This window comes from Nitrospira sp. Kam-Ns4a, from assembly GCF_965152595.1.
Map to the genome: position 1 here is coordinate 2,624,823 of NZ_OZ224218.1, position 13,182 is coordinate 2,638,004.

General features: G+C 66.3%; 8 protein-coding genes. 1 reads left to right on the top strand and 7 read right to left on the bottom strand.

Annotated elements, in window-relative coordinates; all coding sequences use genetic code 11:
• Nucleotides 1-7 precede the first annotated feature (7 nt).
• The 4 genes from urtC to ACWHYQ_RS13185 form a co-directional block, all read right to left on the bottom strand.
• Nucleotides 8-1,228, bottom strand: a complete 1,221-nt coding sequence (urtC, locus tag ACWHYQ_RS13170) for an urea ABC transporter permease subunit UrtC (protein ID WP_447972577.1) — start codon at nucleotides 1,226-1,228, stop codon at nucleotides 8-10.
• The gene (urtB, locus tag ACWHYQ_RS13175; RefSeq protein ID WP_447972578.1) at nucleotides 1,215-2,777 is read right to left on the bottom strand and encodes an urea ABC transporter permease subunit UrtB; all 1,563 of its coding nucleotides are present in this window, start codon (nucleotides 2,775-2,777) and stop codon (nucleotides 1,215-1,217) included. Before urtB ends, urtC begins: the two co-directional genes overlap by 14 nt.
• 139 nt (nucleotides 2,778-2,916) lie before the next feature.
• Nucleotides 2,917-4,302, bottom strand: coding sequence for an urea ABC transporter substrate-binding protein (gene urtA / locus ACWHYQ_RS13180; protein WP_447972579.1), 1,386 nt, complete (start codon nucleotides 4,300-4,302; stop codon nucleotides 2,917-2,919).
• A gap of 35 nt (nucleotides 4,303-4,337) precedes the next feature.
• Nucleotides 4,338-5,813: a hypothetical protein gene (locus tag ACWHYQ_RS13185; protein ID WP_447972580.1), complete on the bottom strand. Its 1,476-nt coding sequence runs from the start codon at nucleotides 5,811-5,813 to the stop codon at nucleotides 4,338-4,340.
• Nucleotides 5,814-6,158: 345 nt separating this feature from the next.
• Here ACWHYQ_RS13185 and ACWHYQ_RS13190 point away from each other — a divergent pair, with 345 nt between their 5' ends.
• Nucleotides 6,159-7,181 (top strand): hypothetical protein, encoded by a 1,023-nt coding sequence (locus tag ACWHYQ_RS13190; RefSeq protein WP_447972581.1) that lies wholly within the window; start codon nucleotides 6,159-6,161, stop codon nucleotides 7,179-7,181.
• 8 nt (nucleotides 7,182-7,189) lie between these two features.
• On the opposite strand, the gene ACWHYQ_RS13195 is transcribed toward ACWHYQ_RS13190, so the two are convergent.
• The 3 genes from ACWHYQ_RS13195 to zwf form a co-directional block, all read right to left on the bottom strand.
• Entirely contained in the window at nucleotides 7,190-8,971 is a 1,782-nt protein-coding gene (locus tag ACWHYQ_RS13195) for an adenylate/guanylate cyclase domain-containing protein (RefSeq protein WP_447972582.1), read from the bottom strand.
• 13 nt (nucleotides 8,972-8,984) lie between these two features.
• Nucleotides 8,985-11,375 carry a protein kinase domain-containing protein gene (locus tag ACWHYQ_RS13200; RefSeq protein WP_447972583.1) on the bottom strand — a complete coding sequence of 797 codons (2,391 nt, stop codon included), beginning with the start codon at nucleotides 11,373-11,375 and terminating at the stop codon, nucleotides 8,985-8,987.
• Nucleotides 11,376-11,600: 225 nt separating this feature from the next.
• The gene (gene zwf, locus ACWHYQ_RS13205; RefSeq protein WP_447972584.1) at nucleotides 11,601-13,124 is read right to left on the bottom strand and encodes a glucose-6-phosphate dehydrogenase; all 1,524 of its coding nucleotides are present in this window, start codon (nucleotides 13,122-13,124) and stop codon (nucleotides 11,601-11,603) included.
• Nucleotides 13,125-13,182 lie beyond the last annotated feature (58 nt).

A 13,182-nucleotide genomic window follows, 5' to 3' on the forward strand; every position in this document is an offset into this window, starting at 1 on the left:
TCTGCCCCTATCGCACTTCCTGATGCCTAGCCTCAGCCGCCTCCAGCTTCTCCCGCCCCGCCTCCGCGCGCGATGGCCAGGCGGCACTGAGCTTCCGGAACAACCCGATGAAGCCGTCCGGAAAGATCAGCACGACGGCAATAAACAGCCCGCCGAGGAAGAAGGGCCAGAGGTCCGGGAACGAGTTGGTGAGAATGCTCCGCGCCCAGTTCACCCCGACCGCGCCGAGGACGGCGCCCGCAAGCGTCCCGCGCCCGCCGACCGCGACCCAGATGACCATCTCCAGCGAGGGGAGCACGCCGATCTGCGCGGGCGTGATGATCCCCACCTGCGGCACGTAAAGGGCGCCCGCCAAGCCTGCGAGGCCGGCCGAGACGACGAACACGAACAGCTTGTAGTTGGCCGGCGCGTACCCCGAGAACAGCACCCGTTGCTCGCTGTCCCGGATCGCGACCAGCACCTTGCCTGTCCGGGACCGCGTGATCCACCGGCAGAGCAGGTACGCCCCGCCGAGGCAGAGTACGGTGAGGATGTAGAGGCTGCGCTGCGTCGCGGGATCGGCCAGCCGGAACCCCAACACCTGCTTGAAGTCCGTGAGCCCGTTCGTGCCGCCCAGGTTGGTCTCGTTGCGGTTGAAGACCAGCCAGGCCGAGAGCGCGAGCGCCTGGGTGATGATGGCAAAATAGACGCCCCGGATCCGGCTTCGAAAGGCGAGGAACCCGAACAGCAGCGCGAACAGCGTGGGCAGCAGGATCGCCGCGACGGCGGCGAAGCCGAAGCTGTAGAAGGGCTTCCAGAACAGCGGCAGCTCCTTGACCTGATTCCAGACCATGAAGTCGGGCAGCGTGCTCCCGTACACGCTCTCGGTGCCGATCGCCAGCATCAGATGCATGCCGATCGCGTAAGCGCCCAACCCGAAGAAGACCCCGTGGCCCAGGCTGAGGATGCCGGTGTAACCCCAGATCAGGTCAAGGCCGAGGGCGAGGATCGCGAACGCGAGAAACTTCCCGAAGCGGTTCAGCGCGAAGTCCGAGACATGCAGCCAGGAATCCGGCGCCGGCAGCACGTTGAGGAGCGGGACGACGGCGAGCAGGAGCACGCCGGCGAGCGCAAAGGCTAGCCCCTCACCCTTAGCCTGCCCGTTCACGTCGGCCAGGGCCCGCGCGCGTCGCCCGGCCGCCTCGTCCGGCTCGGCGGCCACAAGCTCGATCGTCTCAGGACTCGGCATGGCGCCCCTTGATCGCGAACAGCCCGGACGGCCGCCACTGCAGGAACAGGATGACCAGGACCAGGATCAGCACCTTGCCGTACACCGCGCCGAAGCTGGGCTCCAACAGCTTGTTCAGCCCGCCGATCCCCAGCGCCGCCACGATGGTCCCCGCAAGCTTCCCCACGCCCCCGGTCACGACGACCATGAAGGAATCCACGATGTAGTTCTGCCCCAGCCCCGGCTCGACGTTCCCGATCAGCGTGAGCGCGCAGCCGGCCAGCCCGGCGAGCCCCGAGCCGAACGCGAAGGTGTAGGCGTCCACCTTGCGGGTGGGAATTCCCAGGCAGGCGCTCATCTCCCGGTTTTGCATGACCGCACGGACCTTCAGGCCGACGCCCGACCGAAAGAGCAGGAGGTAGAGGCCCAGCACGCAGACCACCGAGAGCGCGATGATGAACAGCCGGTTATACGGGAGCTGCACCCCGACGAGCACCTGCGCCCCACCGCTCAGCCAGCTCGGCGACGCGACCGCCGTGAGGTCCCCGAAGATCACACGTGCCCCCTGGATCATGATGAGGCTCACGCCCCAGGTGGCGAGCAGCGTCTCCAACGGCCGGCCGTACAGGAACCGGATCAGGCTCGCCTCGAGGAACAGCCCGAAGACCCCCGCGACGAGGAAGGAGCTGGGCATCGCGACCAAGAAATAATAGTCGAAAACGACCTCTGGAAGATAGGCCTTAAACGCCTCCTGCGTGAGGAAGGTCGTATAGGCGCCCAGCATCATCAGCTCGCCGTGGGCCATGTTGATCACGCCCATCAGGCCGAAGACGATCGCCAGCCCCAGCGCCATGAGGAGCAGAATCGAGCTGAGGCTGATGCCCCGGAAGACTGTCTCGATCGCGCTGGCCCAACTGCTCCAGGTTTCGATCCGCTCCACCGCCCCCGCCGCGACGGCCGCGATCCGGGCCATCTGCTCGTAGGCCTGCCGAGCCTGGACATCGCCCTCGGCGAACTCCGGCGGCGGCGCTTTTGCCAGCTCCTTGAGCGCCGGCAGCGCGTTCTGGCTCCGGAGCTCCCCGAGCCTGGCGGCGGCGGAGAGCTTCACCTCCGGCTCCGCGCTCGCGAGCCTGATCAGGTTGATAGCCTCCTCAATCGTGTACCGGACCCAGCGGTCTGGCTCCCGCGCCAGTGCCGCCTCCAGCCAAGGCACGGCCACCGGATGGCCGAGCATGCCGAGGTCCGTGGCGGCCGACCGGCGCGTGTCAGCATCCTCGCTTGCCAGGTTGGCCCGGTTCTTCAGCAGATCAATCACCGGCTTGAGGAGCAGGCGAACGCTCCGCTCGGAATTGATCCGCAGTTCCTCCAGCCGCGGCAGGAGGCTGGCGTCACCCTGCTGGATCAGCGTGGCGACCGCCGCCTCCTGGGCCGCCTGGTCGGTCCCCGTGAGGTCGGCGAGCGCCCGCTCGATCTCCGGCGGGGCGGAGGCCGGCGGCACCGACGTCTGCGCCCAGGCGGGCGCGGCCAGCGCCAGAGCGCCGGCCAGGACCGCACACCACAATACGTTCATATGCGGGGGTTCCCTTCAGTTCAGAGGTTCCGGTGCAGCACGCGCGGCTGGCGGCGAGGCGCGCGGAGAGCCGCCGATCCCGGCAGCGGCAGGGGCCCGTCGGGCAGTCAGTGCAGCCGCTCCGCGGGCCCCGCGCCGGTTATTTCTTCTTCTGATACGTCCCCTGGTGCTTCACCCAGTCGCAGCCTTTGTCCGGGTTCGTGTACTCGCTCCAAGGCTCGGGCTTCACCAACCCCTTCGAGCGCCAGACAATCTTGAACTGGCCGTCCTTGAGGATCTCCCCGATCAGCACTGGCTTCCAGGTGTGGTGATTAGCCTCGTCCATCTTCTTCTTGCCGCCCGGCGCGTTGAACTCCATCCCGTAGACCGCCTTGCGGACCGCGTCCACGTCCGTCTTGCCAGCCTTCTCGACCGCCTGCTTCCAGACGTACACTCCGTAGTAGGCGGCCTCGATCGGATCGTCCGTGACGCGCTTGTCGCCGTCCGGGAGATTGTTCCGCTTGCAGTACGCCTTGAAGTTGGCCACGAACTGCTTGTTCTCGGGTGTGTCAATGCTCTGGAAGTAGTTCCAGCAGGTGAGATGGCCGACCAGCGCGCTCGTATCCATGCCGCGCAGCTCATCCTCCGCCACGCTGAAGGCCATGATCGGCGCATCCTCTGCCCGGAGGCCCTGGTTGGCGAACTCCTTGTAGAAGGGCACGTTGCTGTCGCCGTTGATCGTGCTGATCACGCAGGCGCTCCCGCCGGCCGCGAACTTTTTGATCTTGCCGACGATTGTCTGGTAGTCCTGGTGATGGAACGGCGTGTATTCCTCCATGATGTTGGCCGGCGGCACCTTCTTGGCCAGCAGCATCGCCCGGAGGATCTTGTTCGTGGTCCGGGGGTACACGTAGTCGGAGCCCAGCAGGTAGAACTTCTTGTAGCCGCCCCCTTCCTTGCTCATGAGGTATTCGACCGCCGGCACCGCCTGCTGGTTCACCGCCGCCCCGGTGTAAAAGACGTTGTGCGAGCACTCCTCGCCCTCGTACTGCACGGGGTAGAAGAGCAGCCCGTTGTGCTTCTCGAAGACCGGCAGCACGGACTTGCGGCTCACCGAGGTCCAGCAGCCGAACACGACAGCGACCTTGTCCTGGAGCAGGAGCTGCTTGGCCTTTTCAGCAAAGAGGTCCCAGTTCGAGGCCGGGTCCACCACCACCGGCTGGATCTTCCGCCCCAGCACGCCGCCCTTGGCGTTGATCTCTTCCACCGCCATCAGCACGACGTCCCGCAACGACACCTCGCTGATCGCCATCGTCCCGCTCAGCGAATGCAGCACGCCGATCTTGATCGGCTCCTTGTCCGCCGCGTAGGAGAGCGCCCAGTGCCCCAGGTTGCCGAGCAGGGCTGCGATGCCCGCGCCCGCCACCACCTTGCCGCTGGCGGCCAGGAATTCCCGCCGCGACGGACCCGCCGTCACACCCTCGCTGCTCGCGGCCGCCGGTTCCGCCGCTTCGTTCGTTTTGGACGATGCCATCGTCTTATCCATCACGCGCACTCCTTTCCCTCCCTGCCGGGAAGTTCTCAGAAGTTGTACCAGAACGAGAGGTTATATTGCTGTCCGGAGAATCGCTCGAAGGTGCCCGCCCACTGCGTCCACAGGTTCTGGAACTCCGCGCCCATGTAGAAGTCGGCCCAGATCTGCTTGACCGCCGTGACGTACATTCGCTGATTCGAGAGGTACTGGGTGTCCGGATTGGTCGTGCTCCCTGCCAGATCGCCGTGGAGCGGACTGTCCACTCCGTAGCCGGCCAGGAAGGTGTAGCCCTTGACCGGCGCGTAGCTGAGCTGCCCCCAGGCCACGACGGTCCGGATCGGCCTGCCGGTCGTGAGGTTCAGATCCTGCCCAAACCGGAAGAACTCCTGGCCCAAGCCCTGCCCCCAGGCCAGCTCGCCCGAGAACTTCAGCGTCTTGGTGATCGGCCAGACAAACTCGGCCCCGACCAGGTAGGAGTTCACGTCCTTGCCGGACTGGAAGGTGCCGCTCCCAAAGGCTGCGGCGTTGGTCCCGGCCCGGGGCGCGGACCGGTACCACCGGTAGGCCGCGCTGACCGCGAAGAGCATCCCGTCCTTGTTGTAGGCCAACCTGGTCCCGTAATAGGGATTCTGAATCGGATCGCTGAACGCATCGTTGGAGGCGCCGAATCCCCCTAAGCTGTTATCGCCTTGCGCGACATTGGTGCCCGGAGGCCGGAAGTCCGGCCGCACCTGGCGCTGCCCCGAGATCGCATAGAGGCCGCGCTCGAACCGCATGACCGTCAGCAAGCCCTCCAGATTCTTATTGAACTGGTAGCGCAACGTGATCTGCGGGATCCGTTGCCAGAGGTTGCCACCGTACCCCATGATCGAGAAGTCAATCAGGTCCGGATGCAGGGCCATGACCGGCGTCCAGTCCTGGCCGACGGTCAGACTGGCCTCGCCGTGCGTGTAGCGGACGTAGGCCAGACGCAGACGGGGCGGAATGTTGCCCGCCAGGTCCTTAGCCCCGTAGAAGTCCATTTCCACCACGCCGGTCAGGTTGTGCTTGCCGTCGGTCCGATCCGCCCGGATGCCGAACACGCTGTAGCGGGGGTTCAGCGTGCTGGACGCATTGCTGTTCTTGCCCGCCGCCGTCGCGTACCCGTTGAACTGCGCCGGGTCCAGCGGGTTGGTGTTCCGGCTGCTGTAAATCGCGTCCAACTCGACGCGCCCGTAGGGCGTGATCGTGCCCTTGCTCTGATCCGTGTACAGGGTGGCGAGGCACCCCGGGCAAAGATGCACACCTTCCTCTTCCTTCCGGATGGCCCGCCCCGCACCAGCCGCCTCTTCCGCCGGTTCCTCCCCTTTCCCCGCCCCCTGCGAGGGCGGGGATGCGGGGGGCGGGGCCTGCGCAATCTGCACCAGGCGAGCCGGGCCTCCCGAGTCCACTGCGTTCTGTGCCAACGCTGGCGCCGCGGCCAGGGCGAGCGCGGCGGGCATGAGACCGAGGAGCCTCTGTCCCCGGGGATACTGCGTATCCATGAGCCAACCTCCTCCCAAGTGGTGAAGTCAGGGGTGAACAGCCCGGGAGGGGTTCAGGCCATAAAAAAACGCCCTCCCGGTTCAACAGTTGAACCAAAAGGACGTCGTTGTCCCACGGGTGGCCGGTCTGGGCCGGAGACTCCGTCGTCCGCGGCCCTCGGCCTCATGTCAAGCCGCCACGTTTTTAAGCCAGACAGGTCGCTCTGTCAAGAGGTTTTCTTGCGGGAGTCGCCGCCCACTGAATTGAGGGGTCTCTCTTGGCCCTAGCCAGTGGCCTGTTCCAGCTCAAGGAACCTGTGATACACTACGCCCGGCCTGACGAGTCACACAAGCAACGGAGATCGAGTGGCTCACCAACACTCAGGGGCACGGCCAAATGCGGGCTGGCGCACCGGCCTTGCTATTCTCCTGCTCCCCGCTCTGCTCCCGGGCTGCGCGACCTCTCCGAGAACGGAGGCCGTCATCTTCGAGAGCCCCCGGGTCTCGGTGTACCTGGAACATCCTTCGGACGCCTTCGAAGCCACCCATCCGATCACGTTGAGCCCGGCGCTCCTGGAGCGCGTCCTCAAGGGCGTGCTCGTGACCGGGCGCAAGACCGCACTCGAGACGATTTTTACCGACACCGATCAGTTCGAACGGGTCTTCTCGGACGAAGAAGCGCGGCTGCTGGCCCCCCTGCTGACCAAGGCACTGGCCCAGGCCAAGCCGACCCAGCGCGTCCGCTTTACGGTCACGCAGCCGCCGCGGGGGCCACGGCGCCTCTTCTCCATGTCCGAGACGGGCGGCGCTGCCGTCGGGTCGTCCGATCCGCCGCCCTACGAGCCACCGCTCGAAACGTCGGCCGCCACGCTCTACGTCTTCCGGCCCTCGCTGTACCTGACGCTGACGGAGTATCGCCAGAAGCCGAGCCGGCCGGACAGCATCAATATGCCCAACCGTCGCCTGCCCGATGCGGACGGCCTGGACCGCATCGATATCCTCTTCACCCCCAAGGCGGCCCTCCAACCGGAGTCCTTCCAGGAGCCGGGAGTCCTGGGCGAGCCGCACCTGACGCCGATCATCCTCGATTACGAGCGGTTGGCGAGCCTGCCGGAGCCAAAACCCAAGCCCGCGTCCCAGCCTCAGCCAGCTCCTCCGGCCGCCGCCGGAGCATCTGACCAAGCGGCCCCCACATCCAGCGAGGGGCCACCCGCCCGGAGCGAGGCCGGCGCGCCGGGGGACCTGCACTCGCTCAAGGAATCGCTCGCGAAGCAGGAGCAGGAGTTAAAAGCGCTGCGTGAGGAGCTGGAGTCGCTCCGCAGCCAGCAGGAGGAGCGGAACGCGGCGGGAAAGCACCCGAAGCCCCAGAGGAAAGCGACCCCGCCTTAGCCCTCGGCTCAGAAAGCGGTCCGTCGCTCGGGAGCCCGACTGCTTTCGGCCGCCGGCGACGTATCGGCGAATTCGAGACCCAGCTTGAAATAGACGGCCCCGCGCTCATCCACCAGCCGCTCCGACCGGACCACACGCGCTTCGCGGTTGGTCATCTTGTCCCCGTTGGGCAGCTTGAACGACAGCAGCACCCGCGCGCCGGGCGTGAATTCGTCCCGGGTGCTCAGTTGCGCGCCGCCCAGGCTGAGGTTCTTGATCGTTCCCTGGTAGACGCGGCTTTGCGCGGGGTCCCGGTAGATCGCGAACAGCGAGACCTCCTTCCGCTCGCTCCGCCTGAGGTTCTTGGCCTCCTGATCGGAGGGCGGCGCCAGCAGCTCCAACACCTCAAAGACCTCCACCGTGCCCGTGCGGCCCTTGACTTTGATCGGCGGCCAGCGCTCGACCCGCACCTGCGCGCCCACCTGCCGGTACGTCGCCTCGCTGATCAGGATCCCGCCCGGCCTCGCGCAAGTCTGGAGCCGGGCCGCCAGGTTCACGTTGTCGCCGATGATCGTATACTTGACCCGGGAGACCGACCCGATGTTGCCAGCCACCACCTCCCCGCTGTTGATCCCGATCCGGATCTGGAACTGAGGCCAGCCCTGCCGCTCGGCGCGCTCGGCCAATTCGGCAGTCGCCTTCTGCATGTCCACGGCGGCCGCCACGGCCCGCTTGGCATGGTCCGCGCGCGGGACCGGGACCCCGAACACGGCCAGGACCGCGTCCCCCAGGAACTCGAGCATCGTTCCCTGGTGGCGAAACACGATCTCGGTCATGATCCCGAAGAACTCGTTCAAGTGCCGGACCACCTGCTCCGGGTCCAGACGCTGCGCCACCGGCGTGAAGCCGCAGATGTCGCCGAAGAGCACCGAGCAGTCGGTCCGGCGGCCGCCGAGGATCGCCGCCCCTTCCCGCTTGAGGGCCTCCTCCGCCACGGTCGGTGGGAGGTACCGTTGGAGGTTCATTCGCGCGGTCGTCTCCTTCTGGACGTTTTCATACAGACGCGCGTTCTCGATGGCGATGGCCGCCTGGTGGGCGAACGCGGTCAGGAACTCCAGGCTCTGCTCGGTGAACGCCCCGGAGGTCAGCCGGTTGTCCACGTAGATCACGCCCAGGATCCCGCTCGTCTTGGATTGCAGCGGCACGCAGAGCAGGGACCGGATGCGGTGCGCGATCACGCTCTGCATGTCCTGGAAGGCGCGTTCCCGGCTGGCGTCTGTAGCCAGGATGGGTTTCCCTTCGCTCGCGACGCGGCTGATGATGTTGGTGCTCACCTCCCAGGAGCCGCCGCTCGCCAGCTCCGCGTCCAGCTTGCGGGCCGCCTGCACGGCCAGCTTGCCTGTCTGGGCGTCCTTCAGCATGAGGAGCCCGCGCTCCGCGTTCATTACCTTGATCGCCATGTCCATAATCGTGTTGAGGAGCTGGTCCATGGCGAGGACCGAATTGATCGTCTTGCCCACTTCGACCAAGGTGGCCATTTCCCGCTGCAATCGCGTGATGTCCTGAAAGCTTCTCTGCAATCCCTGGAAGACCTCGGCCAAGCTCCGGAGCGCATCGCCGCCGGCCTGGGCGGTCTGGGGGGCCTCCTCGAAGCAAGTCCGCGCCCGCGCCAGCCCAGCCTCGAACTGGGCCAGGCGCGCCTGGACACCCGCGTACTGCTCCATGTGGACGAGGCAGCCGACGCAGTAGGTGGCGGGGGCCTGGACCCGGCCGCAGTGAGGACAGGTCGTGGTGGGAGCGTCTTGGGCCATGGCGCAAGGAGACCTAGGCCAGCGCCTGCAGCTCCCGGTTGAGCGCGTCGGCGGTCGGGGGGCGGTCTTCCGGCCGCTTCTCCAGGCACTTCATCACCAGGGCCTCGAGCGGTTGACTCACCTTGGGGTTCAGCAGACCCGGCACCAGGGGCACTTCATGCACGTGCCGGTAGGCCACGTCCCCTTCGGCGAAGGGCACGCGCCCCGTCAGGAGCTCGTACAGGGTCACCCCGAGCGCGTAGAGATCCGTCCGGCCGTCCACCGGCTTGCCGAGGATCTGCTCCGGCGCCATGTACCAGGGCGTGCCCAGCAGCGCCCCCGTGTGGGTCAGGCTGGATACGGCGAGGTCCAGGTGGGCCAGACCGAAATCCGCGATCTTGACCTGCCCCTCACCCGTCAGCAGGATGTTGTCCGGCTTGATGTCGCGGTGGACGACACCCTGGCTGTGAGCGTAGCCGAGCGCGGCGCAGAGCTGGGTGGCGATCGCCCTGACCAACTCGGGGGCCAACGGGCCTTCCCTCAGGATCTCGCGCAGGCTCCGGCCTTCGACATGCTCCATGGCGATAAAGACAGGATCGCCGACGTGGATGTCGTAGATAGCGATGATGTTGGGATGCTTCAGGTGGCTCGCGGCCTGCGCCTCGCGGATGAACCGCTGGACCGCGTCGGCGGCCTGCTTGAGCTCGTCCTTCATGAACTTGAGGGCGACCTTCCTGCGCAGGACCCGATCCGTCGCGCGATAGACCGTGCCCATCCCGCCGCCCCCGATCCGGACGATGTCGTCGTACCGCTCGCGGACCCGGGTCCATCCGTCGGCCTGCCCGGTCTGGTCCTTTATGGCGGGAAGACGCTCCAACCGGGACAGGACGTCTCTGTAGTTGAGGTCCACCTCAAGGATTTTCTTGTAGAGCTCCCGGGCCTTCTCGTGGCGCCCTGCGCTCTCGCAGGCCACTGCCATCGTGTACAGGCACTCCGTCAGCCGGTCCATCGGCATCGGCATCTGGACGAACCGCTCGAACTGCTTCTCCGCGAGATCCGCCAGCCCCTTGCGCAGGAAGCTCAAGCCAAGCTGGAGCACGGCCTCGGCCTGGCCGGGGAAGGAGATGCGCGACAACTGCTGGTAGACTGAGATGATCCGGTCTTCGGACTCGCCACGGCGCCGGTAGATCTCACCCAGCTCTTGCAGCACCGGGAGGCTGTCCGCTTCCGAGAGACGCCCCGAGTGCACCAAGGCCTCCAGCTCGCCCGCCCGCTTCTGGAGCAGCAACTCCTCCAGCTCGCGCAACTGGGTCTGAAAACCCTCATTGCCGGGGTCCAGGAGGAGAAGCTGCTCGAGGATCGCGCGTGTCGTCTCCAGATCGCCCGTCTCGAGGGCCTGGTCGCCCGCCGCCGCCAGCTTCTCCTGCAGCTTGATGCGCAGCTCGTCCTCCTGCGGCGGGAGCGGCAGGAGCCGTTCCAGCCAGAGGCGGCTCGCCGCCAGCCGTCCCGCCTCCAGGTTGAGCGTGAACAGCTCGACCAGCACGTGCCGCTGCCGGAATCCACTCAACTGGTTCACCGCCATCTCGAGCTTGGCCAGGACCGCATCCAGCCGGTCCGGCCGCCCCTCGACGAGCAACCGGCCCTGCTGGATCGCCTCCAGCACGTCGCCGCGTTTCAGGCACAGCTCCGTCAGACACCAGCGGACCGCGGCGTCCTCCGGCCGGCGCCGCAGGTACTGTTGAAAGAGGCGGATCGCCTTGTCCAGGTGGCCCTGGAATTCGTAGTAGTGTCCGAGGGCGTAGACCGTCCCCGGGCCGGCCTTCCCCTCCTTGACAGCGGCCTCGCCTTCCTCGATCAGGGCCTGGAGCCGGCCTTTCTCCCGGTGGATCTCGAAGGCCAGCCGGTGGGCCTTGGTGTGCAGCGGGTGCTTCTCGATGATCTGCTCCAGCTCCTTGACAACCTTCTGCTCCCGATCCGGACGCAGCCTCCACATTTGCTCGTATTCTTCCACCGCCTGATCCACCCGACCCTGCATCAGGAAGATCTGGGCGGCGTAATGAAACTTGTCCGAGAAGTGCCCTTTCAGACACTTCAGGCTGGTGAAGACGTCCAGGGCCTCACGGAACTGGCCCCGTCGGTACAGGAGCGCGCCGTAGACGATATGGTGGCGCATGTACCGGAGGCCCGATGAGCTGAGCTGTCTCAGCACATCGTGGGTGGGCAGCAGGGCCTGCAATTGTTGGCAGGTCTCGAACGCCTGATCGTATTGCTCCTGCTCATAATAGGCGACCGCCAGGTCGTTGAGCGCCTTCAGATCCCCTGGCTCCTCCTCGAGCTGCTTGAGGGCGAGGGACAGCACCTGGTCCCACTTGCCTTCGTGGTAGGCCTTCTCGCGCCGCTCGCGCCGGTTGATCAGGTTGAACATCGCTTCCCCGGCGGATCGTCAACACCGCGTGCGTGCAGGAGGGATGGAACGGACGGAGAGGGTGGCCCCGTGGACGCTTCTCTCCCCGCGTGCCGCCTGGGCAACAAGGCTTGGATACTAAGTAGAAGCACCTCGCTTACTGTGGGCGCACTTACGTGGGGGCCAGGGTAGCACGGATCAACGCAAATGTAAATGCAGCCGGCTTTCGGGTGCGCCGAACCGGTCTTATCCCGGATTCCGCCAGTGGCGGCCTTCCCGTGCCAGCAGCTCGTCGGCCTCCGGCGGGCCCCAGGTGCCGGCGGCGTAGTTCGGAAAGCTCGCCGCCGGCAGCGACTGCATCACATCCAGGACCGGTTGCACTACGCGCCAGCCTTCCTCCACGTTGTCCGAGCGCATGAACAGCGTGGCGTCGCCCGCCAGGCAGTCGTGCAAAAGCGTCTCGTAGCCGGTCGTCGGCGCTCCGCCAAAGTACCGCGCGTACTGGAAGTCCATCTCCACCATCCCGATGCGGACCGTCGGTCCCGGCACCTTGGCTCCGAAGCTGAGCGAGATCCCCTCGTCCGGTTGGATGCGGAGTACGAGCAGGTTCGGCGACAGCCGCTCGACTGGTGTCTTTCGGAACAGCATGAGCGGCGGCCGCTTGAACTGGATCACGACTTCCGTCGCCCGCTTGGGCAGCCGTTTCCCCGTCCGCAGGTAGAAGGGCACATCGGCCCAGCGCCAACTGTCAATCACCAGCCGCAGGGCGATAAAGGTCTCCGTAGACGACGTGGGCGACACGTTCGGCTCCGCGCGGTAGGCCGGGACCGGCTTTCCCTCGATCGTCCCCTCGCCGTACTGCCCTGCTACGGCGAACCGCAGCACCTCGATGGGCTGCAGCGGCAGGATGGAGCGCAGCACCTTGGCTTTCTCGTCCCGGACCGCCTGCGCGTCGAACGAGCTGGGCGGCTCCATCGCGATCAGCGACAGGAGCTGCATCAGGTGGTTCGGCACCATGTCCCGGAGCGCACCGGCCTCCTCGTAGTAGCTGCCCCGATGCTCGACGCCGAGGCTCTCGGCCACGGTGATCTGCACATGGTCAATGTACCGGCGGTTCCAGACGGGCTCGAAGATGCCGTTCGAAAACCGGAAGACGAGGATGTTCTGGACGGTCTCCTTCCCGAGATAGTGGTCAATCCGGTAGATCTGGCTCTCATCGAGCACCTCCTGGATCTCCCGGTTCAGCGCGCGGGCGGAGGCGAGGTCCCGGCCGAAGGGCTTCTCGATAACCACCCGCCTCCAGGCGTCTCGCCTCTGCACGGTCAGGCCGGCGCGGCCGAGCTGACGAATGATCTCGCTGAAAAAGCTCGGCGCCGTGGCCAGGTAGAACAGGTAGTTGCCCCTGGTGCCGTGCGTCCGGTCCACAAAAGCGAGCATGTCGCGGAGCCGCTCATAGGCCTGGGGATCGCGGAAGTCCCCGGTCACGTAATAGAGGCGCTGGCGCAGCCACTCCCAGACCCCCGGATCCAGCAGGCCAGCGGCGAACTCGCGGATGTCCCCGCTCAGCTTGCGCCGAAAGTCCTCGGTGGTGAATTCGGTCCGGGCGAGCCCGACAAACGCGAAGTCCTTGGGAAGCAAGCCGCAGGACGCCAGCTGGTACAGCGACGGGACGAGCTTGCGCTTGGTCAGGTCGCCGTCAGCGCCGAACACGGCTATGACGCTCGGATCGCGCGCCTGACTAAGAGAATCGGAGACTGGTCCGTCAGCCATACCGCGGATAGTGACGTCGGACCGTCAGCCTGTCAAGAGGGACGCACACGAGGGTGCT

Coding starts and splice junctions, on each gene's coding strand:
- urtC (WP_447972577.1), bottom strand. CDS start 1,228: ATGCCGAGTCCTGAGACGATCGAGCTTGTGGCCGCCGAGCCGGACGAG.
- urtB (WP_447972578.1), bottom strand. CDS start 2,777: ATGAACGTATTGTGGTGTGCGGTCCTGGCCGGCGCTCTGGCGCTGGCC.
- urtA (WP_447972579.1), bottom strand. CDS start 4,302: ATGGATAAGACGATGGCATCGTCCAAAACGAACGAAGCGGCGGAACCG.
- ACWHYQ_RS13185 (WP_447972580.1), bottom strand. CDS start 5,813: ATGGATACGCAGTATCCCCGGGGACAGAGGCTCCTCGGTCTCATGCCC.
- ACWHYQ_RS13195 (WP_447972582.1), bottom strand. CDS start 8,971: ATGGCCCAAGACGCTCCCACCACGACCTGTCCTCACTGCGGCCGGGTC.
- ACWHYQ_RS13200 (WP_447972583.1), bottom strand. CDS start 11,375: ATGTTCAACCTGATCAACCGGCGCGAGCGGCGCGAGAAGGCCTACCAC.
- zwf (WP_447972584.1), bottom strand. CDS start 13,124: ATGGCTGACGGACCAGTCTCCGATTCTCTTAGTCAGGCGCGCGATCCG.